At 36.7% G+C, this 25,825-nt stretch carries 20 protein-coding genes; 11 read left to right on the forward strand and 9 right to left on the reverse strand.

The genetic code is table 11. The features are described from left to right. Window positions 1–197: 197 nt before the first annotated feature. Window positions 198–1,649: an aspartate ammonia-lyase gene (aspA, locus tag AC07WY_RS00745; protein ID WP_262086195.1), complete on the forward strand. Its 1,452-nt coding sequence runs from the start codon at window positions 198–200 to the stop codon at window positions 1,647–1,649. 144 nt (window positions 1,650–1,793) lie between these two features. Next, complete coding sequence (locus AC07WY_RS00750) at window positions 1,794–2,795, forward strand: DUF4349 domain-containing protein (RefSeq protein ID WP_262086194.1); 1,002 nt, start codon at window positions 1,794–1,796, stop codon at window positions 2,793–2,795. Between the two features lie 54 nt (window positions 2,796–2,849). Here the strand turns inward: AC07WY_RS00750 and AC07WY_RS00755 are convergent, their stop codons facing one another. Continuing rightward, a complete protein-coding gene (locus tag AC07WY_RS00755; protein ID WP_494735483.1) occupies window positions 2,850–3,551 on the reverse strand; it encodes an SIR2 family NAD-dependent protein deacylase in 702 nt (233 codons plus the stop codon). Between the two features lie 171 nt (window positions 3,552–3,722). Between AC07WY_RS00755 and AC07WY_RS00760 the strand changes: the two genes are divergently transcribed. The 3 genes from AC07WY_RS00760 to AC07WY_RS00770 are packed head-to-tail and all read left to right on the forward strand — an operon-like array spanning window position 3,723 to window position 7,645. Beyond that, complete coding sequence (locus AC07WY_RS00760) at window positions 3,723–4,616, forward strand: hypothetical protein (RefSeq protein ID WP_494735484.1); 894 nt, start codon at window positions 3,723–3,725, stop codon at window positions 4,614–4,616. A gap of 51 nt (window positions 4,617–4,667) precedes the next feature. Continuing rightward, window positions 4,668–5,618, forward strand: coding sequence for a hypothetical protein (locus AC07WY_RS00765; RefSeq protein ID WP_494735485.1), 951 nt, complete (start codon window positions 4,668–4,670; stop codon window positions 5,616–5,618). Beyond that, complete coding sequence (locus AC07WY_RS00770; protein ID WP_494735486.1) at window positions 5,615–7,645, forward strand: DUF4034 domain-containing protein; 2,031 nt, start codon at window positions 5,615–5,617, stop codon at window positions 7,643–7,645. Before AC07WY_RS00765 ends, AC07WY_RS00770 begins: the two co-directional genes overlap by 4 nt. A gap of 138 nt (window positions 7,646–7,783) precedes the next feature. Here AC07WY_RS00770 and AC07WY_RS00775 read toward each other — a convergent pair whose 3' ends face one another. Both AC07WY_RS00775 and AC07WY_RS00780 read right to left on the reverse strand, forming a co-directional pair. Then, window positions 7,784–8,119, reverse strand: a complete 336-nt coding sequence (locus tag AC07WY_RS00775) for a hypothetical protein (protein ID WP_004821903.1) — start codon at window positions 8,117–8,119, stop codon at window positions 7,784–7,786. A 109-nt stretch (window positions 8,120–8,228) separates the two neighbouring features. After that, entirely contained in the window at window positions 8,229–9,527 is a 1,299-nt protein-coding gene (locus AC07WY_RS00780; protein WP_151803078.1) for an MFS transporter, read from the reverse strand. Between the two features lie 858 nt (window positions 9,528–10,385). Here AC07WY_RS00780 and AC07WY_RS00785 point away from each other — a divergent pair. The 6 genes from AC07WY_RS00785 (at window position 10,386) to AC07WY_RS00810 (ending at window position 19,330) form a co-directional block, all read left to right on the forward strand. Then, window positions 10,386–13,175: a type VI secretion system Vgr family protein gene (locus tag AC07WY_RS00785; protein ID WP_419335618.1), complete on the forward strand. Its 2,790-nt coding sequence runs from the start codon at window positions 10,386–10,388 to the stop codon at window positions 13,173–13,175. Next, window positions 13,172–13,969, forward strand: coding sequence for a hypothetical protein (locus AC07WY_RS00790; RefSeq protein WP_494735487.1), 798 nt, complete (start codon window positions 13,172–13,174; stop codon window positions 13,967–13,969). Before AC07WY_RS00785 ends, AC07WY_RS00790 begins: the two co-directional genes overlap by 4 nt. A 4-nt stretch (window positions 13,970–13,973) precedes the next feature. Next, window positions 13,974–15,146 carry a hypothetical protein gene (locus AC07WY_RS00795; RefSeq protein WP_419335616.1) on the forward strand — a complete coding sequence of 391 codons (1,173 nt, stop codon included), beginning with the start codon at window positions 13,974–13,976 and terminating at the stop codon, window positions 15,144–15,146. A gap of 95 nt (window positions 15,147–15,241) precedes the next feature. Then, a complete protein-coding gene (locus AC07WY_RS00800) occupies window positions 15,242–16,294 on the forward strand; it encodes a type VI immunity family protein (protein ID WP_494735488.1) in 1,053 nt (350 codons plus the stop codon). A 332-nt stretch (window positions 16,295–16,626) separates the two neighbouring features. Continuing rightward, entirely contained in the window at window positions 16,627–17,793 is a 1,167-nt protein-coding gene (locus AC07WY_RS00805) for a hypothetical protein (protein ID WP_494735489.1), read from the forward strand. A 172-nt stretch (window positions 17,794–17,965) separates the two neighbouring features. Then, window positions 17,966–19,330 (forward strand): hypothetical protein, encoded by a 1,365-nt coding sequence (locus AC07WY_RS00810; RefSeq protein WP_494735490.1) that lies wholly within the window; start codon window positions 17,966–17,968, stop codon window positions 19,328–19,330. A gap of 136 nt (window positions 19,331–19,466) precedes the next feature. Here AC07WY_RS00810 and benE read toward each other — a convergent pair whose 3' ends face one another. The 6 genes from benE to catA all read right to left on the reverse strand — a co-directional run bounded on the left by benE (window position 19,467) and on the right by catA (window position 25,599). Further along, window positions 19,467–20,693: a benzoate/H(+) symporter BenE gene (gene benE / locus AC07WY_RS00815; protein ID WP_494735491.1), complete on the reverse strand. Its 1,227-nt coding sequence runs from the start codon at window positions 20,691–20,693 to the stop codon at window positions 19,467–19,469. Window positions 20,694–20,750: 57 nt separating this feature from the next. Further along, window positions 20,751–21,536, reverse strand: coding sequence for a benzoate diol dehydrogenase BenD (benD, locus tag AC07WY_RS00820; protein WP_262086180.1), 786 nt, complete (start codon window positions 21,534–21,536; stop codon window positions 20,751–20,753). A gap of 27 nt (window positions 21,537–21,563) precedes the next feature. Further along, window positions 21,564–22,580, reverse strand: coding sequence for a benzoate 1,2-dioxygenase electron transfer component BenC (gene benC, locus AC07WY_RS00825; protein WP_494735492.1), 1,017 nt, complete (start codon window positions 22,578–22,580; stop codon window positions 21,564–21,566). Window positions 22,581–22,689: 109 nt separating this feature from the next. After that, window positions 22,690–23,199, reverse strand: a complete 510-nt coding sequence (benB, locus tag AC07WY_RS00830; RefSeq protein ID WP_262086178.1) for a benzoate 1,2-dioxygenase small subunit — start codon at window positions 23,197–23,199, stop codon at window positions 22,690–22,692. Beyond that, complete coding sequence (gene benA, locus AC07WY_RS00835; RefSeq protein ID WP_494735493.1) at window positions 23,196–24,596, reverse strand: benzoate 1,2-dioxygenase large subunit; 1,401 nt, start codon at window positions 24,594–24,596, stop codon at window positions 23,196–23,198. The genes benB and benA overlap by 4 nt, the downstream gene beginning before the upstream one ends. A gap of 82 nt (window positions 24,597–24,678) precedes the next feature. Continuing rightward, the gene (gene catA, locus AC07WY_RS00840; RefSeq protein ID WP_004719897.1) at window positions 24,679–25,599 is read right to left on the reverse strand and encodes a catechol 1,2-dioxygenase; all 921 of its coding nucleotides are present in this window, start codon (window positions 25,597–25,599) and stop codon (window positions 24,679–24,681) included. Window positions 25,600–25,825 lie beyond the last annotated feature (226 nt).

The raw sequence follows: 25,825 nt of genomic DNA on the forward strand, positions 1-25,825 counted from the left end.
ATCCAAAAAAATTCTACTGGGAGTGTTTAGTGACTGCGGGATTATACTTTACGCAAAGTTACATTGTTAACGTTTAATTGATAATTCCATAAAATTGTTTATCGAAATGACATATTTTGCTAGTACAAAAGCCAAGGAGTAGGAATATTATTATAACTGCACAACTATAGTGCATAAATATATAATGAGCAGATCACATGGAAACGGTTCAACCTGAAGTTACAAGAATAGAAAAAGATTTATTGGGAAGTAAAGAAGTTCCTATAAACAGTTATTATGGCATTCATACAATCCGAGCTTTAGAAAATTTTAATATTTCTAAACATAGCGTCGGTGAGCAAAGCTTTTTTATCCGCGCTTTGGCTCAGGTCAAAAAGGCCTCGGCACAAACCAATTTGCAATTTAATAAGATCTCTGAAGAAATCAGTGTAGCGATTCAAAAAGCAAGTGATCAACTGATTGAAAATCCGCAAAATTGGAAAGATGCATTTCCATCAGATGTCTACCAAGGTGGTGCGGGGACATCAATTAATATGAACACCAATGAAGTCATTGCCAATATCGCGTTAGAATCTTTAGGTTATGCGAAAGGACGTTATGACATCATCCACCCAAATGACCATGTCAATAAATCTCAATCGACCAATGATGTCTATCCCACCGCATTACGTTTAGCAACTTACTATTCACTGGATTTGTTATTTGAAAAAATCAATAATTTGATTAGTTCACTGACTTTAAAATCTGCTGAGTTTCAGTATGTGCTAAAAATGGGACGGACCCAGTTACAAGATGCTGTCCCAATGACATTAGGACAAGAGTTTCATGCCTTTGCGACATTACTCAAAGAAGATGTTCGTCTAATTAAAAAGACCCGTGAACTTTTATTAGAAATTAACTTAGGCGCTACTGCGATTGGTACAGGGGTAAATACGCCACATGGTTATGCTGCGCAGGTCAATGAAAATTTAAAAGCCTTAACAGGTTTAAATTTAATTGGTGCAGAAGATTATGTTGAAGCGACCAGTGACTGCGGTGTATTTATTATCCTTTCAAGCACCTTAAAACGTTTGGCTGTAAAACTCTCTAAAATCTGTAATGACTTACGTCTATTAAGTTCTGGCCCAAGAACAGGTTTATGGGAAATTCGCTTACCTGAATTACAAGCTGGTTCATCGATCATGCCAGCAAAAGTCAATCCTGTGATTCCTGAAGTCGTCAATCAGGTTGCATTTAAAGTGATTGGCAATGATTTAACCATTACTTTTGCAGCAGAAGCAGGCCAATTACAGTTAAATGTGATGGAGCCTGTGATTGCGCTTACCATGAATGAGTCAATTGAGTTACTGATCAATGCGATTCAAACCTTGGATGAGAAGTGTATTCAAGGTGTGGTTGCCAATGAAAAAACCTGTTTTGATGCAGTGATGCGTAGTGTGGGAATTATTACCTTACTTGATCCAATTTTAGGTCATGCGAAGTGTGATGAAATTGGGAAGCAATGTATTGCTGAAAATAAAACCATTCAAGAGGTTGTACTTGAACAGGGTTTATTGAGCCAAGAACGTCTAGATGAAATTTTCTCTTTTGAAAATATGATTTCAGAAATTGCAGTACAACCCTATGAAGAAATCGATAAAGCGGGCTAAGTGTTTAAATTGCACCTGTTGATCTATATATAAAAACTTTGATAAATACAGCATTTCGATGCTGTATTTTTATGCATGGTAAAAAAAGTAAAGTTTCTTTATAATTCAACAAAATTTAAAATCACCAACAAAAGTCAATAATCTATGAATAATAAACATTTAATTCTTGCCTTAAGCTTAGTACTTCTTTCAGGATGCGCCAAAAAGTCGGAACAAGCTGCTGAAAGTTCGGCGTCTGCTCAAGATGCACAAGTTGTTGCTCAGGATGCTGCACAAGCGGCTGATGCCGCAGAAAAAAGTACTGAGCAAGCAGCTGAAAATTCTGTTGATACCACACCTGTGACTGAACAAAAACCTGAAACTATTTTAAGTACCGATGTCAGTCAAGCAGAAAAAGCACGTCGTATGGTGCGTGAAGCTCAGGTTAATTTCACAGCCAAAGATGTGGTGAAAACTGCTTTAGAAATTGATAAGCTCACTTTTCAAGCGGGCGGCTTTATAGAGCAGAAAAATATCAGTTTTGATGTACTCGATGTCAAAACACAAAAAATTGCGGATGGTAAAATCCGAGTTTTTGAAAAAGTTGATCCGCATGCAGAGATCATTGTCAGAGTACCGAGTGATAAAGCTGCGTTATATGTCAATCAGTTATTGCCTTTGATGTATTTTTTAAATCAACAACAATATTCTGCAAAGCGGTTTGAGTTAAAGCTTTTAGAAGAAAAAATCGGACAAACTCAAACTGTACCTAGTGATACCAAACAATCACAGCTGAATGAAATTTCCCGCTTAACCCAACTTGAAGTTCAAGATCGTGTGCGTTTTAGCACGATTAGTATTGCCATTAAACAACCCGCGATGGTGAGAGAAAGTCTGGATGTTGATGTTGCTGCTGTGGCACGCTTAAACGGTGATAGTTTTTGGAAACGTGCTTGGGAAGGTGTTCAATATGGCTGGCAATTTATTTTGGATTTATTGGTTATTTTAGTCACCATTTGGCCACTGTATTTACTGGTATTTCTTGGCTTGATTATTTATCGAGTGATTAAGCCTTTAATGAATAAATTATTCAATGATTCATCTTCGACTAAACCCTCTAAAGATGTAAAAAAAGATCAGATGAATTCCACAGATGACAATGCATGATTTTACTTAGTGCTATGCTGTAATTTTTAAAGCCAGTGTAATTGCACTGGTTTTTTAATGTGTTGTCAGTTTCTCAAAAAGCTGTTGCATCCCTTCAGTCGCACTCATTTTTAAACATTGGTATTGCTGGGGAACACGCTCATAACTGGCTTGCGGGTCAATATAATACGCATCACAGTGTTCTGGAATCTCGTGAATTAAACCTGCCACAGGGTAGACGGTCAATGTTGAGCCAATAACAATAAAAATATCAGCATCACGGATCATCTCTACTGCTTCTTCATACGCAGGAACAGCTTCACCAAACCAAACCACATGAGGTCGAAGTGGAAATCCTTCAGGACATTTATGTTGTTCTAGATCCAATTGCCAACCATCTATAGGATAGAACTCATTTGTGTACTGCGCATTAGGTTTAGAACTTTTAGCAAGGCGGATATTGCCATGTAAATGAATAACCTGTTGGCTTCCAGCACGTTCATGTAGATCATCAATATTTTGAGTAATTACAATGACATCAAAATATTGTTCGAGTTGAGCAATGGTATCGTGTGCTTTATTGGGTTGAGCATTGAGAATATGTTGACGTCGTTCATTGTAAAAACGTTGCACCAAGGCAGGGTTACGCCGCCAAGCTTCAGGTGTAGCCACCTCTTGAATATCATAATTCTCCCATAAGCCATTACTATCTCGGAAAGTGCTGATTCCACTTTCTGCACTCATTCCTGCACCTGAGAAAACTACAATTTTTTTCATAGGATAAACAATTAAAATTTTTAAAATCCTAACATAAATATTGTGAAATATGAGTGAAACGTATTTTCTTAGAATTAATTTGTTATAAAATAACAGCAAGTCATACTTCGATCATTTCGAATATTTTTTATAAAAATCAAATGCACTAGAAATAAGTCAAAATGGAACAGCATGGAAACACGTGATATTGTCAATGCCCCTGAAGTGAAAAAAACAATTGTAGAGCGTAGTCAACGCCGTAAAGATGATCCAGAAATTACTCAGTGGTTTGAAAAAAAATTCTTTGAATATGTGATTAAACAATTCAATCCAGTTTTTCATGTAAATTCGGTCTCTGCTTGGAAAATTTGTCAACTTCCACAGCCTATTCCTACATGGTTTTTGAACAAGCTTGAACAACAGCCAGAACATCAAATGTTGTATGTTGATCCTTTACATGAACAGATTTTGGAACTGGAAAAGCCCATTTTAGAGTTTTTAAATTCGCGTTTAAAAAGCAATTTAAAAGGCAAATTCATGAAAATGACCTATGAGCAAGTGTTAGACGCTTGGCATAAAGATCATGAAGCAATGAAAAAGCGTTTAGAAAAAGGGCAATGGGACAGCAGTGAACAGGCAATTGATGAGGTTTTAACTGTAAATACAGGCAAATTTATTGAAATTACGGCAACAGGAATGTTGTTGCGTAAGGAAATGGCATTTGAATCACGTTATATGCAGCACTGTTTAGGGCAGTTTAGCAACCTGATTGAACTGAAAGATGGCTATGGTGAATATTATGTAACGCAAAAAGAGCAGGGAATATTTCGTTATTTTAGCTTAAGGGATTCAAGCAATAAGCCACATGTTACCATCAGTTTAGAATGGGATGGTGAAGCATGGTGTATTGAGCAGATTAAAGGTAAGCAGAATCAAGCACCAGTTAAAAAATATGCAGATGATGTCTTATTATTTTTAAATCATATTCAACCAAATAATAATCACAACCCTGATTGTTTAAGTATGGGAATCGTCTATCAACCTGAGATAAATGAGGGTTCAACGGATCATGTCAATCAAGCCTGATATTTCTATTTTCATGAATTAGATGATCCTTGTAAAATTGAAACGCTGTTGATGAAAAATCAGCATCTATTGGCGCAATATGATCATCAAACCCATGTGATTCAGCATCTTTTGCTGGGACTAAATCGTCCAGAACATATCAGGCACCCAGTAGAAAAATATATAGAAGAGATCGTTGCTTATACAAATCAAAAGCAAACTGAGAAAAAATTTGATTTAAAGGTCGAGCTAAGTCAAGCAAAGTCTAACAAATCGCTGTGGAGCGTGATCTTTAGGCCTTATTTCTGGTTGATTCAGACTTTATATGGTTTAAGCAAGATTCCATTGCTTGGTTGGATGATTAAAATTATCGTCTATATCATTGCTTTGCCTTGGATGCTGTTAAATTTAAAGCAGGATAATCGTAAGCAATGGATGCTTGCAACTGGTGATCTGATTTATTTTCGTAATCATATTCAATGGTATCAGGTGGATAGCTTAACGTTAGCGCATTTTGAACAGCATCCAGAAATATATAAAAAACATTTAAATCAATTGTTAAATATTAAACAGAAAAAAGCAGGTTCTAAAGAGAAACAGATTCGTTATTTTTTAAATCAATATTTTCAAATCGCTCAATTAGAAAATCTTTATTCAAGTAGTGAATTTGGTACTGCAAGTTATTTAAGAGATATTTTGGTGTTTAGCCATATTCAAAAAATATTTACTATACGGTTATTGGTGCAGTTCTATGAATTACAGGAATATGATGCATGGCAATATATTGTTGCTTCATCGAAGATTATTCAAGACTGTTGTTCTAGCTGGCAGGATATGGGCGAGAAATATGTCGCAGGGCGTGAGCTTTATTTGATGTTTAAACATTCAGATTTTGAAAATTATGATCGTTCTGCAAAGCAAGACTTACACTTATATCAATCCATATATCCCAATAATTGGTCACTTTATTCATGGAATATTGATTTATTCTCAACCCATAATAAAAACAAAGTAGCTGAATGATGATTAAATCTGAATATACCCATGAAGTATTTCGTAAAGATATCCATTGTCCGCAAGGCTTATTGGAAAATAAAAACTATGCAGAATTGGAAAATTTTTTCAATGTGTTATGGCAAAGTCGAAGTCATAAATCGCCGCAGCTTTGGGAAAATGAATGGTTTGATCAGCCCAAACAAATGTTTAAGGACATATTCTTAAATCACGGCATAACAGCATTAAAACATATCAATGAATGGCATTTGGCTTTTCCAGAAAGCTTTTTCCCTTATATTGTTCGTGTGCGTTATTGGGCTTTTTGGGCAGCTGAATATCGTGGGCAAGAATGGTCAAGCAATGTTACAGATGAAATGTGGGATTGTGCAAGAGAGGCGCAAAAGCAGTTGTATGCTTCTGCAATGCAAGCTTTTGCATTTAGTGCGGAGACATGGACAATTGCACTGCATTTATTAAATTCGACAGTTCACTTGGATGAACCTGAATGGTTTGCAGAGTGGATGCTTAAGCGTCGATATCCTTCAAATTTAGTTCATAAAATAAAACCTTCAGCCCAAGCAATGGCGCAAAAAAGTGGCTTAAATCAAGATTTAAAAATTGATTTACCCCAAGATGTGCCTCAACTTTTACAAAAATATCTAAATTTGAAAGAAGAAATTGATTTACCTCAAGCAGATGCCGCTTTTTGGTTAAAAATATTTATAGAAGAATCAGGTTTTGGCTTGCTTGCAGTAAGAGATTATTGCTGGTACCTCTTGCCACGATGGGGACACGATCATCAAGCCATTACTGATTTTGCTCAGTCGGGTTGGTGTCAACATTTTAACGAAATCGAAAAAAGTGAATTAAACTATATCGTGTGGTTTGATACACTTGATACAAGTTTCGATAAAGATCAGACACTTGAAATAAGAAAATATATCCAAAAAGCCCAAGCAATCTTAAAACGTCCCTTAACAGAACGTAATCGAGCAGTCATCTATTTAAAATTGGCATATTTCTATTATTTGTTAGATGAAAATGATCCAAGAATTTTATCTTGTTATCAAAATGCTGCAGATTATCCTGTATTCGATGAGTATGAGCTTGATCGCGCAATTTATTTTTGGCGACATAATGCTCAAGATTCAGATTTTCTAGGTCGAATTGCATTGTCCAATCGGAAGCGTCTTGCCAGTGCTGCGGTTCTTTATGGTTTTCTATGTCAACATGGTTGGTCTAGTGTTGAAAAAAATCCATTGGTTGCTCAATCTTGGTATGAACACGCAAAATTATTGGAAGCACCAAAAGCTTATCCTGAAGGTCGCTACTGTTGTTTTTACCGTGTCGCAAACAATTTTGATGATGATCTTGGCTATATTTTTACCATTGATTTATTACATCAAGGTGCAGATTTAGGTTTTGTATATTGTTGTTTTAGTGCAGGTTATATTCATGCTTTGGCTGAACATACCTTATATGATGTAAATCAAGAACTGTATTATGCAAAAAAAGCAGCAGACCAAGGTCATTATATTGCCATGTATAATATGGGCATACACTATCTAAATTTAAGTATGGATGAAAACCAATCTCAACCTAAAGAATATTTAAAAAAGAGCTTAGGGTATTTTGAACAGAGTCGATTAAGCTTAGAGAAGTCGCAACAAGATCATCGTTATATTAATTCTGATTTACTGAATGACCTGATTGATATTTATGTCACGCGCTTATTTAATTTTAGCTATTATCCTGAAATTGCAGAGGAAATGATTGCAGTTTTAAAAACAAAAGCACATAAACGCCATATTGCTGCAATGTGTGCGATAGCAAGACTACATTTTGATCTTAAAAATCGACCTCATTATTATAACTATGCTGAAGCAGTTAAATGGTGTCAGGCGGCTTATCTACAAGACCCAGAGCATGACCTTGTCAAAGAGGTTTTATATGAGATCATGGGAAATACCAAGCGCAGTATCAAAAAGTATAACCAAACAATTGCAAATATTGCTGCTTCAGACATACCTGGACGTCAAGATGTTTTAATTTAGTTGATTTTTATTGATTTATTATTAATACATAAAGTCTAAAGATTTGATCCCTCTCAATTTATAGTATCAAAATAAAGGCATAAAGCGCATGACATTTAGAAGGGAGAGTGGATTCTAATGTCATGATTTATTTTTAAATTATTCAATAAATTTGATTTGTTTAATGAAGTAAAAAGACTCATCTGCACTAGGACCAGCAACTCGATCTGCATTTTTTTCAAATTGAATATCTGCTTGGACCTTTTTTTCAATATATTGCTTTTTTAGAATTTGCCCGCCTGTTTCTTCATCATGGTCAAACCATGGTCCGCACTTTTGATTGCAGTATGCATAAATGGTTTTGCCTTGGGTATTTTTTAACAGCAAACCGTTGTCATCAACACCACCACCATTGGCCAGGATATAGTTTTGTGTTTTGGCATTGGCAAAATGACTGATTGAAATACAGGTAAGAATAAGCAATATTTTTTTCATCTTTTCCTCAAGATTTAATAAGACTTTATTGTATATACGCTGTTATTTTACAACAAATGGCATGTATTAAAAGAAAAGGTCTGTAAAAACAGACCTTAAAATACTGAGCTTAATGATCATGATGTAAATATTTCGGCTGTTTAGGGAGTTGCATGCTACAGAAAAGACAAATTATCAGCATGACAATCACGTAAACAAAGAAGCTGTTCTCATGACCAAGATCTTTTAACTTTAATGCTACAGCCGGAGCAGAACCACCAAAGATTGCATTACCGACAGCATAGGCAAAACCAACCCCCAAGGCTCGAATATGTGGCGGGAACATTTCTGCTTTAACTAAACCACTAATCGAGGTATAGAAACTGAGTAACATCATTAAGAAGATCAGTAATAAGGTCACGATAAAAGCTGAACCACTAAAGTACGGCATCGCAATGACCATGACAGGATAGATAAAAATGGCACAGCTGCTACTAAAGAGCATCATTGAAGCACGACGACCGATTCGATCTGCCAGCATCCCGAACAAAGGTTGTGCACACATAAATACAAATAGGGCAATGGTCATCATATAGCCGACCGTTTTATCGGCAAAACCAAGGCTGGTGATATAGGTTTTTGAATATACTGTGATGATATAAAAACACAATGAACCCGCAGAGGTATAACCAACAACCAGTAGGAAAGTATTCCAGTTCTTGCTGAGTAATTCTTTTAAACTACCTGAACCCTCTTTTGCACTATCATCTTCAGATAAGGTTTCTTTTAAATGTCGACGTGCAAAGAATGAAAGAATGGCAACTACACCACCAATAATAAATGGAATACGCCAGCCACCATCCATTAATTGTTCTTTAGACATAAGGGCCAACATAATCACGCCTAAAAGGCTTGCTAAAAGTTGCCCACCAGACAGCGTGACGTACTGAAAAGAGGAATAGAATCCTCGTTGACCTTTTAAAGCAACCTCGCTCATATAGGTCGCAACAGTACCATACTCACCACCTACTGAAAGTCCTTGTAACAGACGTACAGCCAATAATAGAAATGGTGCTGCCATACCGACTTGATCATAAGTCGGGAGTGCTGCAAATAAAAATGAACTGATCGCCATTAATGTAATAGAAATGATCATGGATTTTTTACGTCCATAGGTATCGCCAATCCAGCCAAAAAGCCAACTGCCTATGGGCCGCATGAAAAAACTAGCAGCAAAGACGCCCCACACATAAATTGCTTTTGTGGAGTCATCCATATCTGGAGCGGTTAATGCATGGGTGAAATAGGTTGCGAATGCTGCATAAATATAGAAATCAAACCATTCCACCAAGTTACCAGAAGCAGCCCCAACGATAGCCATGACACGATTACGTTTTTCATGTGGCTGATATATATGTGTTTCTGTCATAAAATATCCTTATTATGCTGCTGCGATTTTTATGTCTTGAAAATGTGAAAAATCAAATTTTTTGCATTTCAAACTGTTTGGATTTTGCATTTTGATTTTAAGATTAAACGATTATACAAATACGGGATTGGTACAAAAAATACACAGCTTAATACAGCTATATCTATAAATTAACGCACGAATGTTCTTGTTTTAATTTGCGTAATATGAGAATTTATTGCTTAATTTTATGTTGTAAAAATGAAAAAAATAAATAATTATCAAACTTGGTTTTAGATAAATTTGCTTATGATTTAAGTTAAATAGGGTCTGTTGACATTTCATAAATGGCTTGCGTTGTAGACTAAAATTGAGCAGGCAAGGCATGAAACGAAGAGAATAGCGAGACTATTTTCGAGTTTCATAACGTAGGCTGAGATAATTTTAGCCACAACCCTTCGGGACTAGCGTGTTTTTTGCCGCTACGTTGTTACGAACTACTCATTTAGAATAACTAAATTTCGTATTTCGCGCCTAGTATCGCCTAAAAAACACACGTAGTCGCAAACGTAGACGAATTGTCAACAGACCCTAAAAGAACCATCGAAAAGTATTCGGTATTGTAGTTGAGAAAAAATATCTAATTACGATTGGGTGAAATCACATCAATTCGAATGAGAAAAATTAGAGAGAAAGAAAATATAAGAATATTTTCAAATGACCAAAGGGCAGATTGATTATCGGCATAATTGACTTAACACGTTGAAACAAAATGAGACACAATTTGTCGTTTTAAAAGCGGCTGTAGACAAGCCTGTCTAGACATTTTATTAAGATTTTTAGTATAATTCATCACATTCTAAAATTAAATAATAAACCATGTCTAACAATATTTACACTACTTTAGAGCAACTGGGACTTGGCGCGAAAAAACGTGCGATCCATGTTCTATTTTCAAATTCATCTTTAAATGATCAAGTGTTCCTGCAACGTATTGATGGGACACATACACTTAACTTAGGCCTTAGCCTACAATTAACTTGTCTATCTACATCAGCAAGCATTGCTCTAAAAAGCTTTATTGGTAGTCAAGTGGCCGTGGATATTGTTAATGACAAATCTGAGCTGAATCGAATTTCAGGGATCGTAACCAAAGCCGATGTAGGCGCCAGTGACGGTTCTCTTACAATTTATCGCTTTACAGTAGAAGACCCCACAGCACTTTGGAAATATCGTAGAAACTCCAGAGTGTTTATGAATAAATCTGTTGTTCAAGTTGTGGAGGTTCTATTTCAAGAATGGCGAGAGCGAAGTCCATTGTTTGCTTCAAGCCTGACTTTGGATAAAACTGCCTTAACCAAAGACTATGATGTTCGACCATTCATCATGCAGAGCAATGAGCTCGATTTTGACTTTATTCAACGGTTGTTGGCTTCTGAAGGGATAAGTTTCTTAGTTGATGAAGCACAGCATAAAGTTTCTAGTTCTTCAGAGCAGATTCAACCACAGAAACTACGCCTAATCGATCATAATGCGCAATACAAAGCACTAGATCGCCGTAGTATCCGTTTTCATCGTAGCAGTGCTGTAGAAAGACAAGATAGCATAACGGCATTTACTGGTTTACGTTCCATTCAGCCTACGGCTGTACATGTACAAAGATGGCAAGCGGATGCTTTAGAACAAGAAGAAGGTGCAGGCTCAGTTCTTACCAAACATAAGCATTCAGACAATCAGAATGTGGCAAGTTTAGCTTTAGAACAGGCATTTCATGTCAGTCCTGCATGGATACAGGACTTAAAAGGTGAAGATGGTGTAACCAAATCTGGTCATGTCCAAATTGAAAAACTCAATGAAAACTTGAGTAAATATTTCGATCTACAAGCCAAAAAATTTACTGCTATTTCTACAGTAAGAGATGCATATGTGGGGTATTGGTTTGAATTTAATGAACATCCTGAAATAGTTCAGCATTCAGGTGCAGACAAAGAATTTTTGATCACCTCAAAGACATTCTATAATCAGAACAACTTGCCTAAAGACCTGAATGATCAAGTGACAGCATTACTTACACAAAGTCATTGGCAATTGAACAATATCATCACCAATAACAAAGATGAACGTCAAGCCAATCAGCTTGTATTGCAACGTCGAAGCATCGACATTGTTCCTGAATACAACCCACTGCAACAACGACCTACCACACATCCACAACGAGCAAAAGTTGTCGGGATGGATGGCGAGGAAATTCATGTCGATGAATGGGGACGTATCAAAGTACGCTTCTTGTTCACTCGAAATGAAGACCACATCCATGATGGCGGTGCAGGTTCAAATGACAATGATACAGATTCGGCTTGGGTCGATGTACTGACGCCTTGGGCAGGAGAAGGCTATGGTGCACGATTCTTGCCTCGTATTGGAGAAATTGTGGTCATTAATTTCTTTGATGGCAATATCGATCGACCGTATGTCGTGGGGCGAATTCATGAAGCACAACGTCATCCCTCCAAATTTGATCATAAAGGCAAATTGCCAGATACTAAAAAATTATCAGGGATAAAAAGTAAGGAATATAAAGGGAGTGGCTACAACCAACTGAGATTTGATGATAGTACAGGACAAATCAGCGTCCAATTGCAAAGTAGTCATTCAGCAAGCCAGCTGAATTTAGGTAATCTTAGTCATCCTAAAGAAACTGACACCAGTGAGGGACGTGGTGAAGGCTTTGAATTGCGTACTGATCAGTGGGGAGCGCTTAGAGCTAAACAAGGCTTATTGCTTTCTACCTATTCGCAAGATTCAGCAAGTGGTCATCATCTTGATGCATCAGAAACCAAATTACAGCTTGAATCTGGTTTGAATAATTCAAAAGCGTTAAGTGAAGTCGCTAAAAATCAACAAACCGACCCTTTAGAAATTCTAGATGATCTTAAGCAGTTTATTGAACAAATCGAACAGCAAAGCGAAACTAAGGCAAAAGCATTTAAACAAGCTTTAATGATTTTGACTTCACCCAATTCAATCGCCCTTGCAAGCAATGAAGATGTACATCTTTCAGCAGATGGTCAAATTAGTCATAGTGCAGGTGATAGTATTAACCTAAGTACTCAAAAGAACTTGTTAGCTCATGCACAAAGTAAAATCAGTTTGTTTGCAGCTCAGGAAGGTGCCAGATTCTATGCAGGTAAAGGCAAGGTTGAAATACAAGCTCAAGGAGATGGGGCTGATTTGATTGCACGTAAAGGGATTCAAATCATTTCAACTGAAGATGCAATCTATATTACCAGTCCTAAAGAGATTAGATTAGTTGCAGATACCTCAGAATTAAGAATCAATGGCTCAGGTGTGTTTGCCACTACTGGTGGTTTGTTTGAGAGTAAGGCGGGGCAGCATAAGTTTGTGAGTGGACAAAAGGTTGTGACAACCTTACCTAATATGCCAAACTCAAACTTAGAGGGTTTTAATCAAGGATTTAATTTAATCAGTGACGAACAGATTAAAAACTTGCCTTTTAAACTCTTTAATTCAAAACGTAGTTATCAGTTCAATGCAAATCTAGATGAAGAACAACAAACTCAATTTGTTCAAACTGGAAATGAAGCTGAAAAATTGGAACTTAAATATTCAGGCGATGATGATGTTAATCATCAATGGAAAGAAGAGTGATTAAAAAATTTAATTTAAATAGAAAAAAGCTAATTATATTGATTATTTGCCTCTTGGTTGGCTTAATTGTCGTCGCCAAGTTGATTAACTTTGGAAGAGATTTTATGAAACCGCCTATTGTCTTTTTAATCCCTGAAAACTTCATTGGTCCTGTGTTTGTTGTATTCGACCAAGATGATGGGCAAGACTTAAAAACCGATCCTTTAGGTGTCTCTCTAACCGTCCCTGAAAGTGGCTTAATCAAAGTAAAGGCCTCCAAAAGTGAAGTCCTGACAAGCGGAATGAACTACGATAAACGCAATGTTTATTGGGTTACAATCACAAAAGAAGGACAGAGAATCAATATGCCTTATTTAGGTGGAGGGGGGCATGATTATGATAAAGATGTTAATTGGTCTTGGTATATTGATACCAATAATCAAGCCAAACAAATAATTTTTGATCCTAAACTTTATCCTAAGACTAATGATCCTAATGCTTATTTTTTTACCAAGGAGCAAGCCAAATTTAAAACAGTTTATTATTGGAATACTACTCGTGCTGAGATATGGAAAAATTCAGCCGAATTAGAGCAATATATGAAAGATTATCAAAATGAAAATAGGAAAAAGGGTGAGTTATTAAGTTCTATGAGTTTTTCTGTTCTTTATCCAAATATGGAAAGTAAAAATATTGATGCCTCAGAAATTTATGAAATGCAAAGTTTAGATGAATTAGAACAACTATTGATTTCATTAAACCCATTGAAACAACAATATTTAAAAGAATATTTCGAACAAAATAATAAGGATTAAAGAAATGGGAACAACTTTAGCATCGGTAATGACTACACCTGCTGACCCGAATAAAAAACGACATGATGTTGTTATTAAAATGGTTAAATTGGCGAATTATCAGATTAATCTACGTTCATTTCATCCAAATAAGCAGTTTGAAGCCAAAGGTTTCTTTTTTCATGGAGATAATCGAGGTTTCTCTTTAGGAAAAAGTCACTATGACTCTAATAATCCAGACAAAATTCCAGTTGATAGTGTCACTTCTAGAGTTTGGTCTAGATCAAACATAAATCTATCTATTTTAAATACGTCTCAAGGTCTTAAAACGATCGAAGTGGAATCTAATCCATCAGGACCATTAAGAGTTTTGGGAGTTCCTATCCTAGGACATGATGAAGATTATAAAGATGAAAAATATAAACCAACAGGAACGCTTCAAGTCACTGTGCCAGATGTAAAATTTGAAAGTCCTCGTAGTTTTAACTTTACTTCACATTATCATGGTAAAAATCATGCCTTTGCTATGTCTCGTACAGTTTATGATTACACAGGAAAAAGTTTTGTCCCTGATTTAGATGTTCGTCATGAGTTGATGATTCGGGTTGAACGAATTAATAAGTATATGGACATCACTTCACTGGTGTATGGTGATGGCTTTCCAAATACTGAGGGATTTATTGAGGATACACAGGGCAATAAAATTTTTATTGGTGTACATATCCGAATTGGTACACCTGCAACTCATTTATTTGGAGACAATAAACGCCTCATGTGGGCAAATGCTATTCGTATTGGCTTAAAAGAAGATGGCACTTTTGGAAATACACTATGGGTTTTTGCTCAAGGTTTAGGTGGTCCAAAAGAATATAGAGATGATTATGGCTTAACACTTGAAAGGAAAGGGAATACAACGAGAAGAATGGTTGAGCCCTTAACGCAACAAGCGACTATATTTTTTTGGAATTTTCAAGAAATCAGTGTAATTACTAAAAAAAATTATAAAGCTCCATTCAGATTAAAGATTGACAACGATTTATCAGGCATTGAAAACCAACTCTTTGAATCCTTTAAAACCCCACCTATCTTAAAAACAACTGTTCAGGATTGGAATAATATGTTTTTGCAACAAAATCCAAACGAAGGGCGGAGTAAAGCAATATTCCAATTAGATGATTCTAAGTGGGAAAAAAAGTAAGCATTATAATACTACCTCCAGAATTCCCATCATTAAGAAAACAAAAAATGCTGTTACCAATGCTGAAAATCTTTGGAAATAATTAGGAATAAATAATGGGTGAGTTATTTAAACAAGCTGAAGCTTGGTTAGATCAGATTGAAAAGACACAAGATTACACTTTGCCATATGTGGACGTTGAATCGAAGACAGAACCAGTGCGATTAAACTTAATGATGTCTTTTTGGTTTTATAATGGTGATCAACTGTCAATGCGAGAGTATTTTTTTAACAAAGTCCTCGATTATATTAAATTAACGGAGATTGAATTTCAGCGGGAAGCTTCTGTAAAAAATCAACGTGAACGTAAATTTAGAAAAGATGGATTTCCAAACAATTGGATTGAGGATATTAGGAAGGAAACGACATCATTAAGTTACTATTTTTCAGATCAACCGAAAATGAGTTTTGCTCCTAGATATGGAGTAGATGTTGCCTGTAGTTCTGAAATGGCAAACAATGAACGCTATTCAACTGTGAATTTTATTTTTCCTTTTGATTTTACAAAAAATAGTGAACAACGACTGAAATGTATTGAGTTTTTTAAATCAATTGTCCGTGAAATTAAGATAGAACAAGCCTACTGTGGTTATCGTATAGGACAACCTTTAAATTTTACCCGTGCTGTACCATGGCAAGTTTTTGAAACTGCAGCTAATTATCGTTTTCTAGGTTTAGATATTGATAAGAATATGGTTCAGCGTAGTGCTGTGACCAATGATGAACCTTCTTTAGAAAAGGGCGTGCGTTCAACTGCATGGTTGGTCTATTTGGGTCAGCCTTGGCTTGAAAAGCTAAATCAAGTACAAGCAATTCAGAAACAAAACCTCAATACACCATTACAGTTAGAACCGATTAATGATGGCATGTTTTTTAAAGCAGATGAATCACCACAATTGGCACGAATAGGCTTACCACGTCCTCAAGGATATCAAGCTTTAAACAATATATTAAGACCAATTCGTGAAAAGATGTTACCCCTCACTCAATACGCGGATTCATTGGCTGAATGGGAGCCAGTCTTTTTTCAAGCTGAACAATGTGATTGGTGGCTTGAACGTTGGGACCGAGAGGATGATGCTGAATTATTAAAAAAATATCCTGTTTAAAATAATTTTAATACTGAATAATTTATAACATGACTAAAACTTTTCTACACACTTGTATGACTGTTGTTTTGATGATGGTAATTTTATCAAGTCAGAATACAGTTGCTCAAACTACAGATATGGTTATTTCAAAGAAAGAGGACTTTAAAGTAATAGAGCCAAATGAAGTCATGAAACAATTCATTAAAACCTTAGTGCTAAAGAATGTAATTTTGCTAGTTCGATGGTGCAACTTAGAGCATATCAAATTATCGCATCATATAGATGTGAGTAGATAAAAATCACTTAGGGAGAGAAGTTAGTACAAATATGAATAATGGTGGAAAGAAACTATGAAAGAAATATCTTCTGTAACATTCAAAAGCGCATGTGTAATTTCTGATAGTATGGTCTATTTAAGCGCTTCACTAGATAACTTAGATAAGTTTGATGCGGAATATTCAAGATGTATCTTATTTGATTATGATTACGGATTAGAAACAGGCTGGTATTATCATGATGTGGAATTTGATGTAGTATCAGTGTGTTATAATAACAATCTAAATAATAAAAAACTATTTGGAATTAGCAATGAAGGGCATTTAGAGGAATATAATGGAGAAACTAGTAAGTTTTCATATATTGATGGGGCTGGACTAAATGAAGATTGGAGTCTAGGTAAAGGATATTTATTTACAATAAAAGCAATAAAAGCAATAAATCAAGAAATTTTTGTTTGTGGGTATGATGGCCAAATTTATCAGTTTTCTAATAAAAAATGGTCATTGATCAATCAAGGATTTGAATTAAGTCGTGATAATATAGAAATAACAAATATTGAGCTTACATCTGAAGAAAATGATATTTCGATCATTGATATATGTGGTAGAAATTCAAATGAATTTTTTTGTGTGGGGAGAATTGGTGAATCAGGTTTAATTGCTCATTATGATGGGGAGCAATGGAATGTATTGGAACGAAAAACACCAGCTACATTATACTCATTATTGTTATTAAAGAATAAAAATGTTTTTGCTGCGGGGATTCAAGGTAATTTATTCTTAATAAAAGATGATAACTCTATAAAAAGGTTAACTGATCTAAATATACATGCAGATTTTTACTCTTTGACTGAATTTAATGATGCTGTTTATATTGGATCTTCAAAAGGAATATATAAGTATAGTGATGAAAAGTTAACTAAAATTATTATTAGTAATCTTGTAGATGAAGATTTAGTATTTAAAGTTGAAGCATCAGAGTCTTATTTATGGGCTTTTACTAATAAGTTTATTCTTCGCTTTGATAACGTTAAATGGGAAGTAATAGATCACCCAGATAATAAAACTGATGATATGTTTTTTAAAAATCAAATCTCGGGCAGTATATGTCCTCAGTCTGGATATTGGTTTGCAGTCGCCAAAGAAAATTCACGACAATATTTTGAAAAAGGTAATGTATTCCCTAATATTAAGAGCGATTGGGGTGATGTGTATTGGCAGTTTGATGGTGAAAAGTAAAATTTTGAGTTAGTAAAACCATCCATAAAAAGATGGTTTTCTTTTTAGTTAGAATAAAATAGTAAAGAATTACATATGATAATTATGCTTAATTTTGAAGTAACTAATTGGAAGTGATGATGTATTATAATATTCATTGTATTCATACTTTAAAATCTGAAGGATAAAACTCATGATTGGTTTTATCTGTTTCTTAGTGGGATTACTTAGTTTTTCTCACTTTAGTGTACTCACAATATTAGTTTTTAGCTTAATCACTCTCTGCTTATATCGAGTATGTTATTACTTTAACTTTCAAAAACTTCAAATTTACTCATCATATCTTTATGGTGGATTGAGCACAGGGTTAATTTTAAGATTAGGTATTTATTTTTGGTTAAGTAAAAACTATGTATTACTGATGATTATCCTACCAATAATCGGGGTTCTCCTGATTGTGGTTTATGAAGAATTATTTAAAAAACATTATTCTCTTAGTCTTATTGCTTTTGGGGAAAGTGAAGAGCTTTGTACTAAAAAACCAGAGATTAAAAATGATTATGCGAAAGTATATTTGCAGTTGAGGGACAAAAAACCAAATCCAAGCAGTTTTTATACCTTTAGTCCGAAAGAAGCCTATTTGCTTGAGCAATTTAGCGCTTTGCATTTTTTTGAAATTGTACGTAATAACCATCGTCAATTTTTAGATGGTTTAGAAGAATTATTTGAAATATATATGCATAACCCTCCTTATGACTTAAGAGATTTTCCTTTACCTGAACGGGCAGATATTAATTGGGGCGGTACAGTTTTACCAAATTTTAGGTCCACGATGGATCGGATAGAATATGCTTATATAAAAATAAAATCAGGTGATTTTACTTATCTAAATTGTGTGGGGGAAATTCGTTCGAATGACAAAGGTCTAAGTGAATTTTCTCCACATTGGATGGATGATCTACCTAACGATAAAGTACGACAATGTTGGGATTATTATTCAATCACAAATCGATATGCCTCAATTATTAGAAATTCTTACCCAAAAAATTGGGATATGGGTTTTCTTGAAGCCGAATTTCCAGAAGCAGCTATATTTCAAGGAATTGATGTTGATTTACCAAAGTCTTATCCAATATATCGGATAAATTTTGAAATAACCGTTAAATCTAATGAGAAAGTAAAAACGACAGGGATTTATATTTGCAAAGAAGACCAGAAGCGGATTGAGTTTATAGCTTCAAGCAAAGAAGAGGATAGAGGGTGGGGAAGTGTAGTACCAATCGGGGTGGATCCAGACACATATGAAACATTGTATGCTGAAGTGAATTGGATATTAATTGAAAGAATTGCTGATGAAGGTGGTTCAGATAATTCTTTGGATGTTGAAAATATAAAGGCCTTATCAAGCCAAAGTTGCCCAAGATCAGGATATTGGTGGAGTCCAGCAAACAAATCTCAATCTCGTTATTTTGAACAAGGAGAAATTTTTCCAAAAATTGAAAATAGTGATTGGGGTGAAACGATTTGGTATTTAGAAATCACCAATAAGCAACAGTAAAATACTTTAAGATTTAACTGTAAGAAATGGCGCTTTCATAAAGCGAAACTTGGTTATATCCCACAATATGTCATGATAGAAAAATCCCATCGGACTGCATGGGATTTTATGCTGATCGTGAAGTGAATATGCTGTTTTATTGACTTTGTGGTGAGTCTTGTACTGGAGTTGGAATGGCAGCCTTTGATTGTTGTCGAGTTAAAATCAAGTGTGCGATCATGCCAATACAAATTCCCCAGAAAACCGAACTAAATCCTAAAAAATGCATACCCGATACAGTGGCAAGAAAAGTAATGATGGCAGCATCTCGTTGTGTTTCATCTTTCATTGCAATACCAAGATTGGTGGTAATTGCTCCGAGTAAGGCCAATCCAGCAAGTGCCGCAATCAACTCTTTGGGAAGTATGCTAAATAGCATCACCAAACTGCCTGCAAATAATCCACCTAGAATATAGAAGATGCCATTGGCAATACCTGCGATATAGCGTTTTTCTTTCAATTCATGCGAATCTTTACCCGTGCAAAGTGCAGCAGTAATCGCTGCTAACACAATCGTGATTCCACCAGTAAAAGCCACAGCAATAGAGGTGATACTGGCTATGCTTAAAATCGGTTTAGCAGGTGTGTCGTAATGATTCAGTTTGAGAATTGCCATACCCGGCAAGAACTGCCCCGTTAAACTGACAATTGTAAGTGGAATTGCAAGGTTCAATGTAGAAGACCAGGTCCATTCTGGACTGATCAGAACAGGAACTGCCAATGAAAAATCCATTGCTACTGGATTGATTTTTCCAAAGATAAAACTGAGCGCAATACCTGAAAATAATACCCAAATTATGGCATAGCGAGGTGAAAAGCGTTTTGCTAGTAAAAAGCAGATCAGCATACCAAAAACGACATAGGGCATTGTGTCAGTAGCTTTAAACAGACCTAAACCAAACTGGAACAGAATTCCAGCCATCATTCCTGCTGCCAGCCCTTGTGGTATCCATTTTAAAAGTTTATCAAAAGAACCAGTAATCCCAATGATAAAAATAATGATTGCAGAAGTAATATAGGCTGCAACAACTTCATTCAGAGAAATATGCGGAAATAAAGCCACCAAGAGCGCCGTTCCCGGTGCTGACCATGCGGTAATAATCGGCGTTTTAAACTTAATGGATAAAATGATTCCAGTGATTGCCGCGCCAATAGAGCTCCCCCAGATCCATGATGCCATCATGGTTGAGGAAACATTGGCTTGTTGAGCGGCCTGAAAAAAAATGATCATTGGTCCTGCATAAGAAATCAGTACAGCTAAAAATCCTGCAACTGTCGCTGATAAAGACCAATCTTGTTTTAACATTTTGAACAGGGATGCCATTGGGCAAAGCCTCCATGCATTGAATTTCAATGATCCTGCTATATAAAAAAATCAGTTTTAACCCTGATCACCACCACCTACAGGAACAATAGTACCTGTCATATAAGAGGATTCATCAGACGCAAGAAATAATATTGCATTGACTTGTTCCTGAATCGAACCATAACGGCCCATAAAAGTACGATCAATGGTTTGATCTACCACATCTTGCATCCATTGTTTTTCATTTTCGGTCAATGCCGTAGTATTACGAGGGACTTTACGTGGAGGTGCTTCTGTACCGCCAGTCGCAACAGCATTAACCCGGATACCATCTTTGGCATGTTCAAATGCAAGTGCTGTGGTTAGACCATTTACACCGCCTTTTGAGGCTGAATAGGGCACTCGATGAATACCGCATGTTGCAATAGAGGATACATTAACAATGGTACCTTTTTGATTTTTGATCATTTCAGGCAGGACTGCTCGACAACACCATAAGGTTGGAAATAGTGAGCGATGCACTTCTTTGATAATTTCTTCTTCAGAAAACGCTTGAAACGGTTTCATCCAAATTGCACCACCGACATTGTTAATCAAAATATCAACACGGTTATAGCGTTCAATGGCTTTAGCAACGACATCTTGAGCACCCGCTAAAGTTTCCAGATCTGCATTGATGGTGATTGCATCACCGCCATTTTTGTTAATTTCAACAAGCACTTCTTCGACATATTCTGAACGATCGGCCATAACCACATGCGCACCTTCCGCTGCCACTTGTAGGGCGACACCACGACCAATGCCTTGTGCGGCACCAGTAACAATGACAACTTTATTTTTAAATCTTTGGCGATCTGACATTCTTCTCAGCTCCTGAACAGTACCATTTTAGTTTGCAGAGAATTTCTCAAATAAGAAGTTTGCCGGTTTAATCCCTTCGGTATCCAACCAGCCTCGAACAGCTTCAACCATAGGAACAGGACCACATAAATAAACATCGACGTCACCGCCATTTAGCCAGTCATTGTCAATATGACCTGTCACATAACCTTTGCGTTCATGTGTTGATTCAGCATGTGCAACGACTGTACGGTATTCAAACCATGGCAGTTTATTTTGCAGTTCATTGAGCTTTTCAAGTGCCACAAGGTCAAAGTCATTGGTTACTCCAAATACTAAGCGTACAGGGTGTTGTGAGCCTTTGTCTTCAAGCACTTGTAACATCGACATAAATGGTGCAATACCTGTACCGCCTGCCAACATAACGACAGGGCGAACTACATCACGAAGGTAAAAACTTCCAAATGGACCAGTAAAGGTCATTTTGTCACCCGCTTTGGCATTTGCACTTAAAAAGTCACTCATCTTTCCATTTGGAACATTACGTACCACAAAGCCAGTTAAGCGATTTCCGGGTTTTGAACTAAATGAATAAGAACGCGTTTCAGTGGTTTGTGGAATTGCCACATTGACATACTGACCTGCAAGAAAATGAATATCGGGTTGGCCTTCATCTAATTGAATATCAAAAGTGATGGTGGAATCAGAGAGCTTTTCAACACGAGATAATGTACCTTGAAATGCATGAATTTCGGTTTTGCATACTTCAGATGAAGCTTGAATCTGGAATACTGCGTCAGAAGAAGGTCTACATTGGCAGGCCAAGATATAGCCTTGTTCAGCTTCTTCTGGTGTTAAAGCATCCTCAATATAACTTTCTTCAGGCATGTCAAACGAACCAGATTCACAAAAAGCACGACATGTACCGCAAGCACCATCACGGCAATCTAAAGGAATATTGATTTTCTGGCGATATGCTGCATCAGATAAAGTTTCACCTTGTGTAACTGAGATAAAACGCGTTACGCCATCTTCAAATTGAAGAGCAACATTGTGGTTTGACATGGCTGAAAATCCTATAAAAATCTTTAAAACTTTTGAGTGCTTTAGCCAACTTTCCATTTGGCTAAAGCAAAAACCTCATATTTTTGTTTACACAATTCGAGATAAAAAATTAGAGGTGGTAAATATCGATAACTTGGTTGATGTAGTCATTTTTTAACACCACATATTTATTGAGAATCTGTGGTTGTGTAGCAGAAAAGTCGATGACATAACGAGACATACCAAAGTAGCTATAACTGTTTTTATAACGAAAGCTCAGCGTATTCCAGTTAAAGCGGACTGTGACTTTATCACCATCACTTTCGATAATTTCAATATTGCTAATATTGTGGCAAGTGCGTGTATCAGGCATGGTTGCTGAAGAACGTTCAGTCTTAATCCGGAAAACACGGTCTTCCAAACCTTGACGGTCAGGGTAATAAATCAAGGAAATTTCAGACTGAGGATCTTCAGTTAAACGATCATCATCATCCCAAGCAGGCATCCAAAAACATGCTGAGGGTGAGTAGCATGCCAGCCATTGATCCCATTGTTCATCATCTAAAAAGCGTGCTTCGCGGTAGAGAAATTGCGCAATATTTTCTAAAGAAACTTGATCGATGTTTGCTGTTGCATTCATGCTGTTGCTCCTTGCTGAGATATTTCTTGTTGAGCAAGATTTTTTTCAGATTGAATGGCATGTTTCATCATTTCTAACCAGTATTGATGTTGGGCGAGGTATAAGCCTTCATCTTCTGTTTTAATACCACTCAGTTTAGGTTTTAAGCCAATTTCATTGGCCGCATCATCCGGTCCTTGAATCCAGTGTTTTGAACCACGGCACATGTCATTCCATTCAAGCTCAATACCAGCATAACCGGCTTGACAGGCACGGAATTCTTCAAGGTCATCAGGGGTTGCCATGCCGGAAGCATTAAAGAAATCTTCGTATTGGCGAATACGTCGTGCACGTGCTTCAGGGCTTTCCCCTACAGGTGCAATACAGTAAATTGTCACTTCAGTTTTATTGACTGAAATTGGACGCAATACACGAATTTGCGAACCAAATTGATCCATGAAATAGACATTTGGGTAAAGGCATAAGTTACGTGAACGTTCGATCATCCATTTCGACATTGGCGCACCGAATTTTTCAGTATACTCATCAGCTTTTGGATAATTAGGACGATCTTCAGGGTTTGCCCATTGAGTCCATAACAGCATATGTCCATGCTCAAAACCGTATGAACCGCCACCTTGTTTGCCCCAAGCACCTGCACTCATTGCACGGACATTGTCATTTTCTTGCTGTTTTTCTTTACGTTGCTGTGTGGTCGCTGCATAGTTCCAATGTACAGCAGAAACGTGGTAACCATCTGCACCATTTTCAGCAGTCAGTTTCCAGTTACCTTCATAGGTATAGGTTGAAGTACCACGTAAAACCTCTAAGCCTTGCTCAGATTGATCGACAATCATGTCAATGATTTTGGTTGTTTCACCTAAAAACTCTTCTAAACTTGGTACATCTGGATTTAAACTGCCAAATAAGAAACCTTTATAGCTTTCAAAACGAGCTACTTTTTTCAGGTCGTGTGAACCTTCTTTATTGAAGCAGTCCGAATAACCTGCATCACTTGGATCTTTAACTTTGAGTAGTTTCCCAGAGTTATTAAATGTCCATCCATGGAATGGGCATGTATAAGTCGCTTTGTTACCACGCTTATGCCGACAAAGCTGTGCGCCACGGTGTGAACACGCATTGATCATGGCATTTAATTCGCCATTGCGATTACGCGCAATCATAATGGGCTGACGCCCCATAGTGGTGGTGTAATAATCGTTGTTATTTGGAATTTGGCTTTCATGTGCCAAGTAAACCCAGTTGCCTTCAAAGATGTATTTCATTTCTAGGTCAAAAAGGGCTTGATCTGTGAAAACAGAACGATGAAGTTTAAATTCACCCGTTTCAAAATTATCGACTAAGAGTTCGTCAATTCGATCAAGATGGCTGGTATTTATAACAGGAATACGTGGCATATGGGTTCTCCGACTTTCCAAATGAGAGGAAGTCCCCGAAGTGCTGCAATAGTGCAAACATTTCGGTTCCGTGCGTGTGGGTTTAAGCGCTTGCGCGACGACGATCTACTTCTGTAGATGGTGCTTTAGATTGTTCTTTTACCAGTGCTACATTGAATGAAATACGTTTAAATGGTTTGTTGAGACCACGACGAGCAATTTCAGCTTCATCACTGATATCAATAGCTGTTGCCACTAAGCCATCGCGTGTTGCAAAAGCAAAATCATCCCAAAGGTATTGATCACCTTCGATGTTGAATTGTGTGGTTAATTTGCGATAGCCGGGTGCAGATACGAAATAATGCACATGAGATGGGCGGTTACCATGGCGGCCTAATTTGTTCAGTACAAACTGAGTCGTCCCTTGTGGTGGACAGCCATAGCCAACGGGCATAGTTGTTTGTGCAACGTACTGACCATTGCTATCAGTCAATATGCTACGGCGTAGATTAAAATCTGACTGCGATTTATCAAAGAAAGAGTAATTACCTAAACTGTTGGCATGCCAAATTTCAACTTTAGCATTTGGGATAAGATTGCCATCTGTGTCAGTTACTGTACCTTCAATAAATAGGGTGTCGATTTTATCGCTCTCTGAACCATCGTCCATACGAGAAAAGCCGACGGACTCAGGCGCACCAGCGACATATAATGGGCCTTCAATGGTGCGTGGTGTGCCACCTGTGATACCTGCTTTTGCATCTGCTTCATCAGCACGTAAATCCAAATAATGTTCCAAACCTAAACCCGCTGCTAAAAGACCAAGTTCATTGGCTTGACCTGCATCGGTAAAATATTCTAGGCCTTTCCATAATTCACTTTGTGAAATGTCTAAATCTTCAATGGCTTGAAACAAGTCAGCTAATAAACGTACCACTACTTGTTGTACACGTGTATCGACTGCACCTGTTGCAGTGTCTACATTCATTTGTTTGACCAAAGTATCGATTTCTTGACGGTTCATACTAGATCTCCTGCAGTATGCGTGGTTTGGCATTGCATACGAAAAAAATCGTTTGAAACTTTGCTGCCCACTTTCCATGTTCTTCATGTGCGAGATTTAAAGCTTGAACTGATAAAAGTGATTCATTGGGCTAACAGAATGGGATTCTTTGGCTGGCTGTGAATATCAAAAGTTTTACAGTCTTGCTTTACATCTTGCTTTTGATATACCTTAAAAGAATGGATGA

Source organism: Acinetobacter sp. GW821-FHT01C12, from assembly GCF_059422625.1.